This is a genomic window from Aliarcobacter sp. (genome assembly GCF_041672065.1).
In the GTDB taxonomy this organism is placed as follows: domain Bacteria; phylum Campylobacterota; class Campylobacteria; order Campylobacterales; family Arcobacteraceae; genus Aliarcobacter; species Aliarcobacter skirrowii.
In genome coordinates this window covers 1-8,309 of the sequence record NZ_JBAZAH010000067.1, presented here as the reverse complement: position 1 = coordinate 8,309, position 8,309 = coordinate 1, and the positions used below count along the sequence as shown (strand labels likewise).

General features: G+C 26.1%; 6 protein-coding genes. 4 read left to right on the top strand and 2 right to left on the bottom strand.

From position 1 onward, the window contains the following. On the bottom strand, window positions 1-817 hold an 817-nt coding region (locus tag WC168_RS08660; RefSeq protein ID WP_372618703.1), incomplete at its 3' end, for a helicase-related protein. Window positions 818-905: 88 nt separating this feature from the next. Here WC168_RS08660 and trmA point away from each other — a divergent pair. The 3 genes from trmA to WC168_RS08645 all read left to right on the top strand — a co-directional run bounded on the left by trmA (window position 906) and on the right by WC168_RS08645 (window position 4,126). Next, window positions 906-2,042 (top strand): tRNA (uridine(54)-C5)-methyltransferase TrmA, encoded by a 1,137-nt coding sequence (gene trmA / locus WC168_RS08655; protein WP_066351599.1) that lies wholly within the window; start codon window positions 906-908, stop codon window positions 2,040-2,042. A 189-nt stretch (window positions 2,043-2,231) separates the two neighbouring features. Continuing rightward, a complete protein-coding gene (locus WC168_RS08650) occupies window positions 2,232-3,101 on the top strand; it encodes a flagellin (RefSeq protein WP_372618701.1) in 870 nt (289 codons plus the stop codon). A gap of 155 nt (window positions 3,102-3,256) precedes the next feature. Then, the gene (locus tag WC168_RS08645) at window positions 3,257-4,126 is read left to right on the top strand and encodes a flagellin (RefSeq protein ID WP_372618699.1); all 870 of its coding nucleotides are present in this window, start codon (window positions 3,257-3,259) and stop codon (window positions 4,124-4,126) included. 76 nt (window positions 4,127-4,202) lie between these two features. On the opposite strand, the gene WC168_RS08640 is transcribed toward WC168_RS08645, so the two are convergent. Continuing rightward, window positions 4,203-6,224, bottom strand: a complete 2,022-nt coding sequence (locus WC168_RS08640; protein WP_372618697.1) for a 6-hydroxymethylpterin diphosphokinase MptE-like protein — start codon at window positions 6,222-6,224, stop codon at window positions 4,203-4,205. A gap of 145 nt (window positions 6,225-6,369) precedes the next feature. On the opposite strand from WC168_RS08640, the gene WC168_RS08635 reads away from it, so the two are divergent. Then, the gene (locus WC168_RS08635) at window positions 6,370-8,232 is read left to right on the top strand and encodes a 6-hydroxymethylpterin diphosphokinase MptE-like protein (protein WP_372618695.1); all 1,863 of its coding nucleotides are present in this window, start codon (window positions 6,370-6,372) and stop codon (window positions 8,230-8,232) included. Window positions 8,233-8,309: the final 77 nt, after the last annotated feature.

Genomic DNA, 8,309 nt, shown 5'->3' with positions numbered 1-8,309 from the left:
TTTTTGAAATACCATCAAATTTTGTATCAGTTGTAAAAAGTATTGTTTTAATTGGAAGATTTAACCCCATACTTATAGCATCTGTTGCAATTAAAATTTGAGTTTGCCCATCTCTAAATCTTCTGGCCTCATCACGGCGTACTTCAGGTGATAAATTTCCATAAATTACAGATACGGAATATTTTTTTTGCAGTTTTTGTTTTAGTTTTAAAACCTCGGCTCTTGAAAATGCTATTAAAGCAGTTCCATTTTCAAGTTTATCAAGTGGTGTCCATTTTGGTAAAACTCTTAATTCATTTTTTCTTTTATGTCTTATGATATTTAAATCTTCACCCAAATATGAAGCTATTTTTTTAACAGCATCAAGCGCATTTACACTTCCTGTCATAATAACTTTTTTTGCAGGAACTCCAATAATAGCATTTACCCAAGCCCAACCTCTATCAATATCTTCAAGCATTTGAACTTCATCAATAATGGCAACATCAACTTCAAGGTCAAAATCTATCATCTCAATTGTTGAGCAAATATGAGCTGCTTCTTCATTTAAAATCTGCTCTTCACCTGTGATTAATGAAGCATCAATATTTGACTCTTTTAAATCTTCATACCCTTCAAGTGCCAAAAGTCTCAAAGGTGCAAGATACAATCCACTATTTGCCTCTTTTAATTTTTTCATAGCATTATATGTTTTTCCACTATTTGTTGGTCCTACATAAAACTCTAATTCTCTTTTTATAGTTCTTGCTAGTGGATAAAGTGATTTTAAATCACAATTTAATAAATCTTTTAGTTGTTCTTGCCAGTTATTTTCCATATCTCTTCTTTTTTAAAATTCTTAAATTATATCTACTTTTACCAATATTTTCTTATAATATTCCTTTTAAACAAAAGGATAAAACTTTATGACTTGTAAATATTTTGGGCTTTGTGCCTCTTGTACACTCTATAATAAAACTTATGAAGAGCAACTAAACTATAAAATAGCTAGAGAAAAAGATAGATTTTCATCTTTGATTGATTTTTCAAAAATAGCTTTAGATATTATAAAAAGCAAAGATTCAAACTTTAGAAATAGAGCAGAATTTAGAGTTTGGTGGGAAAAAGATGAAAATGAGCAAAAAGATATTTTAACTTACGCTATGAATGATTTTAATAAAGAGATTCTTAAAATTGACTCATGTGAGATTGTAAGCGAAGATATAAAAAATCTTATGCCAAAACTCTTAACTGAGCTTGAAAAATCTATGATTTTATCTTTTAGGCTTTTTGCTATTGAGTTTTTAGTTAGTTCAACTTCTGATATGCTTGTAACTTTGATTTATCACAAAAAACTTGAAGATGAGTGGATAAATCTTGCACGTGAAATTGAGCAAAAATTAAATATAAAAATAATTGGAAGAAGCAGAAAACAAAAAATAGTTTTAAGTAGCGATTTTATAAATGAGAGTTTAAATATAAATGGTCAAGAGTTCAAATTTGCCTATGAAGAGAATGGTTTTACTCAACCAAATACTTCTGTAAATATAAAAATGATTGAGTGGGTTTTAAACAATACAAAAGATTCAAATAAAGATTTATGTGAGCTTTATTGTGGTGGTGGAAATTTTACAATTCCACTATCTAAAAAATTCAGTAAAGTATTAGCAACAGAAATTTCAAAAACATCTATAAAATCAGCTTTAAGAAATTGTGCTTTAAATAATATTGAAAATATAAATTTTATAAGAATGAGCTCTGAAGAGTTCGTTGAGGCTTTAAATGAAGTTCGAGCTTTTAATAGATTAAAAAATATAGATTTAAAATCTTATGATTTTGATACTATTTTTATGGATCCACCAAGAAGTGGACTTGATGATACCACAAGAGCTTTAGCAAAAAACTTTACTAATATCATATATATCTCTTGCAACCCACAAACTCTTCACAGAGACTTAGAAGAGCTTTTAAAAACTCACAAAGTATTAAGATTTGCCCTATTTGACCAGTTTGCATATAGTGAACATATTGAGTCTGGAGTTATTTTAAAAAAATTAAAATAGCATTTACAGATTTAATCTAATTTTAAGAAAAGTTATATAATAATTCTTTTATCAATTTAGGGTTGGATTCAATCCGAAGAGTTTAAAAGCTCTATGCTTGAACCTTTTTTATAAAAAGAGACAAGAAGGTTTTAAGTTGTAATATTTTAAAAATATTACAAATTGTTTAAAAATCTAAAAGGATTTATTATGAGAATTAATACAAACGTATCTTCACTTACAGCTCAAGAAGCTTCAACAAACACGAATAAATATATTTCTAACTCTTTAGAAAAATTAAGTACAGGTTTAAAAATAAATAAAGCTTCTGATGATGCTTCTGGTCTTGCAATTGCTGATAAACTTAGAACTCAAGTTACTTCAATTAATCAAGGTATTGCAAATGGTAACTCAGCTATTTCTCTTTTACAAATTGCTGATAAATCTATGGCAGAGCAATCAAGAATTCTTGATACTGTAAAAGCAAAACTAATCCAAGCAAGTACAGATACTACTTCAACTGCTGGTAGAGTTTCTATTGCGAAAGATGTTAGTAAACTTTTAACTCAATTAAATAATATCGCAGGACAAACAAACTACAATGGTACATACCTTTTACAAGCATCTGGAGGTACAGGTACAGCAGCTAGTGCACAAAAAAGTGCTTTAACTTTCCAAATTGGTGAGAAAATAGCTGACACTATTAGTACAGATGCTATTCAAGCAAATACGACTGGTTATGGTTTAGATACTTTATCAGGAGCTGTTGCAAATACTGCTACATTCTCTATAAACCAAGATGCTGCAAAAGCAGGACAAACGGCTGTTGATTCAGCTATTACAACACTAAATGAGTATAGAGGAAATATAGGTTCTACTCAAAACCAAGTTGAAAGTGCGGTTAGAAACCTTATGACTCAATCTACAAATATAAAAGCAGCTGAAGCTGTGATTAGAGACGTTGATTATGCAGAAGAGAGTGCAAATTTCAATAAACTAAATATCATATCTCAAGCTGGTTCATACGCTATTAGTCAAGCAAATGCTGCTCAGCAAAACGTATTAAGACTACTTCAATAGTTAAAAACTTAAGTTCTCTTTTATAAAAAAGTGGAGTTTTTCTCCACTTTTTCTAATTTAAATTTTAATTTAAACTAATTTTATGAATTAGTTTGCAATAATTGTGTCATTAAGTTTTATTTACACCAAAATAAACCAAAACTAAGGACATAATTATGAAAATCAATACAAATGTATCTTCACTTACTGCTCAAGAAGCAGCTTCAAATACTAATAATAGTATAAAAAATTCTTTAGAAAAACTAAGCACAGGTTTAAAAATAAACAAAGCTTCTGACGATGCTTCTGGTCTTGCAATTGCAGATAAACTTAGAACTCAAGTTACATCTTTGAATCAAGGTGTTGCAAATGGTAACTCAGCTATTTCACTTTTACAAATTGCTGATAAATCTATGGCAGAGCAGTCAAAAATTCTTGATACTATAAAAGCAAAACTAATCCAAGCAAATACAGATACTACTTCAACTGCTGGTAGAGTATCTATTGCAAAAGATGTTAGTAAACTTTTAACTCAATTAAATAATATCGCAGGACAAACAAACTACAACGGTACATACCTTTTACAAGCATCTGGAGGTACAACTGCAGCGGCAAGTGCTCAAAAAAGTGCTTTAACTTTCCAAATTGGTGAGAAAACAAGTGATATTATTAGTACAGAAAATATCCAAGCGAATACAGCTGGTTATGGTTTAACTACTTTATCAGCAGCTGTTGCAAATACTGCTACATTCTCTATAACTAAAAATGCTGCAGCAGCTGGCCAAACGGCTGTTGATGCAGCTATTACAACACTAAATGGATATAGAGGAGATATAGGTTCTACTCAAAACCAAGTTGAATCAGCTGTTAGAAACTTAATGACTCAAGCTACAAATATTAAAAATGCTGAATCAGTTATTAGAGATGTTGATTATGCAGAAGAAAGTGCAAATTTTAATAAACTAAATATCATATCTCAAGCTGGTTCATACGCTATTAGTCAAGCAAATGCTGTATCTCAGAATGTTTTAAGACTTTTACAATAGTTTGATAAGCGGAACTAATATTTTTTTTAAAAAAGAGCTAAAACAAAATAACTTTAGCTCTTAAATAGAGGACAAATTACAAAACTCTTTTTAAACATAAAATATAATCATCTAATAAAACTTCTAGTTGATTTACAAAAATCTTTTTTATTTTTTGTACTTTTTTATACTCTTGGTTTAATTTTGTATCATTAAAATGGTTGTTCAAATATGGAATTATTATTTTATTATAATTAAGAAATATAAGGAATAAAAACTTATCACTATTTTGTAACAACTCTAAAATCAAAAAAGCCTCTGTTCTAAAATCTATATAGCTCTGAAAATCTCTATTTTTTATACCTTCTAATATCTCTTTTAGTTTAACTTCCAAAGTATATATATTATTTTTATACTCATCTTTTAGCTCTTTATTTAGCCCAATTTGTGAAAATTTCAATAACTCTTTTTCTAAATTTATTAAAGTTTTATCTATATTTTTAAACTCATTTAAATTTATACTTTCAATTTTTGTAGGCATTGATCCTTCAAAATATGCTCCATGAGTTGAGAGATTATATATATTTACATCTCTATTTTTTTTTGATAGTTTATTTTCTAAATCCTTTATAGAACCAAAAAATAATGTGATAGTATTTACACTATCTTGCAAATTTCCTCTTACTGTTATTATTTTATGTTTTTCTCCATATTTTATTTCATCATCTTTTTTTGTATTTATAGTTATTTTTCCACTTCCAGCCTCATTTGAATGTGTTTCTCCTGTATCTTGGTTTAAAGCTAAATCCAAGCCTAAAATATATATGTTTTTTGCATTTAACTGAAGTAAAATATCTAGTGTAACTTCTCCTATACTATTTCCTGTAAAACTGTAGTTGTCTTTGAAAAATGTCTCATACATTTCAAAAATAAAAAGATTTCTATCTTTTAATTTAGTAAGTAATTTTTGATTTGTAATACTTGAAGCTAGAAAGATAGTATTTGAAGATGATTTTTCTATAATTTCATCTGGAAATTGTACTCTTTCTAACCATTTTTGCTCATCTAAAGTTGCTACTAAATCTACTTTTATACCTTTATTTATAAGTTTTTTATAGACTGAACCAATTGTTACAATAAAAAACTTATCTTGGTTTTCATAAACCCAAGTTATATTTTCATCCAATGATGGACCAGCGGCTAGATATAAAACTGGTAGGGATTTAAAAACATTAAAACCATTTTTTATTTTATTAAAAAGTAAGAATTTATACTCTTCTTGGATATAGTTTGTTGTTCTATTTATAAAAGTATATAAATATCTTGAGAAATCATATCTTGAAGCTTTTAATCCTGTCAAAATTGCTGTAAAAGATTCATAATAACTTTTTACTATAACATTCTTTGTATCAACAAATTTTATAACATAGTTATCAAATATCCCTATATTCAAAAAATCTAATATTTTCTTCTCATACACAATAGTATCATCCATAATAGAAAAAATAACTTTTACTCTTTTTGCAAAAATTGAGTAATCAATAGTAAATAAAGATAGTCTAAAAATTTCAAGATTTTGTTCCATAATCAAAATCAAAGCTGGATTTATCTTTTGTATAGCTTTTGGAAAATGTCTTCCTAAAAGTGTACTAAAGAATATAAGCTTATTAATTTCTTTATATGTTTTTGTAGAGTTATCCAAAAAATCATTTAGAGTATTTGAGTATTCTTGCATATTATTTTGAATTAATGAAGCAAATTCTCCTTTAAACTCAAAATCAAGACTAATTGTAGGATTTTCTTTATATAAGAAAAATCCTTCTATACTTGATATAGTTTTCGTTTTTTTGAAATCAATGCTATTTATTATATTGTTATTTATCTTTTTTGGATTTTTATCATATAAATAACTATTTGTTACCTTATCAAAAACATCAAAATCTCCATTCTCCATAACAAATTCCAACTCATATCTCTCTTGATATTCACCTGTTTCTATCATTCTTGATAGATTTTCAACTCTTTGATATAGTTCATTGTCATACTCATTTAAAAATACCATATTTGCTAAAAAAGTTGTTGTAAGTGCATTTTGTAGTTGGATTTGAGCTTGCGTCATATTTTACCTTTTAGGATTTGAATTATTTAATAAGTTTATATATTTTTTATAAAAGCCATATTATAGCTTATAAATATAAATTAAATTTTATATACAATATATACAAATATTGCTAAAATCTTACACAAAAACTTGAAAGAAAAAAATGGATAAACAAAAACAACTAGAAGAGTTACAAAAAACTTTAAGCCAAATATATCTTAAAAATATAGAGTTTTTCAAAAAAAATCATTTAAATATTTATGAAAAAATAGTTTTTTTCGAGAAACAAAATATCCAAAATTACTCTTTAGAGTTTGTAAATGATGAATTTAAACTATTAGATTTAAAAACAAAACAAAATTTATATAAAAAAGAGCCTTTTAGTGACTCTTTAAATAGAGTAAATAACTTTTCACTTTCAAATGCTTTTACTCTTATAAAAATGGAAGAATTAAAAAAGAAAAATCATTATGAAGGTGAGATAAATAGTTATATATATTTAAATGAATATATAAAAAAGTTTGAAAATATTGAGATAAAAATCAATAAATTTATATTTATAGGAACTTTGCTTGGAGTTCATTTAAATGATTTTCACAATAGTTTAAATGCTAAAAGTTATTTAATAATTGAGCCAAATATTGAAATTTTTAGATTATCTTTGTTTTTATGTGACTATGAATCTTTAAGTAAAAATTCAAAACTATTTTTTGTTATAAGTGAAGATAGTTTTAGTTTAGAAAATATCACAAAAAAGTTCTTAGAAGATAGATATGAATTAAATCATCTAATTCATTTTGAATTATCTAATCAAAACAACTCATATTTAATAGAAGAGTTACAAAATATTTTTATTCATAGTTCTCAAATGCGTTATCCATTTAGTGATTTTATAATAAGCCTAAAAAGAGGGTATAACTACTTTTTTGAAGAGAAAAAAAGTATTATAAATCTATCACAAAATCAAAACTTATTTAAAAATAAAAAAATTCTTTTTTTAGGAGCTGGAGTATCTTTGGCAAAAAATCTAGAGTGGATTTATCTAAATCAAGATAAATTTATAATAGTAGCTTCAAGTGCTGTTTTAAAGCATCTTAGAATTTTGGAGATTATTCCAGATATTATTTTAGCTATTGATGGTCAAAAAGAGCCAATGCTTGAGCAGTTTAATACAGATTCTAAAATGTATAAAGACTCTATAATTTTAGCTTCAATCAAACTTGATACCAAACTATTTTTAAAACTAAAAGATACAAAAATATTTTTTATGCAAAATGCTTTGGAGCTATTTTCAAACTATGGTTTTTTAAGTGGTGTTACTGTTGGAGATATTGGTATTGATATAATTGCTAGGCTTGGAGATAAAGAGATTTATCTTTTAGGAGTTGATGCTAGCGTTGATAGTAAAAATGGCAAAACTCATGTAGGAACTCATAAATCAAGTAGAAAACTAAATCTAAATTTGAAAAATAGTGGGGATTTTAGAGAAGATATAGTTTATGTAAAAGGAAATTTTGAAGAGAAAGTGCCTACTTTTAGAGAGTATTTAGAGATGATAGAGAGCGCGGAAGATATAATATTTAAACACTCTAAATTTGTAAAGGTTTATAATTTAGGAAGTGGTGCATATTTTAAAGGTGCTACTCCTTTAAAAATAGAAGAATTAAAAAGTAATTTAGAGCAAATAGATAAAGAAATTTTTAAAACAGAAATACTAGAAAATCTTAAAAAAATATCTAAACAAACATTAGAAGAGATTGATATAAAAGATATTCAAAAAGAGAAAAAAATACTTAAAAAACTAAATAATATAAAAATAGAAAAATTTCATCAAGAGTTTAAAATAGTTTTTGAAAAATATCCAAACTCTATGATTTGTAATATTTTTGATAGATTTTTTAAGCTTATATTGCCTTATAATCTTATTTTAAATAACAATGAAGCAAATGAGATTTTAGAAAAACAAATTTGTGAGCTTTTGAGTAGTTTTAATAGCATATTTGATAGAATAGGTAGAAAATTTTAAGGGAGCAATTTTATGAAAACAATTAAATTAAATGTTTCTGATAATATATATTCACACTTAATGTTTTTTTTAAAAAG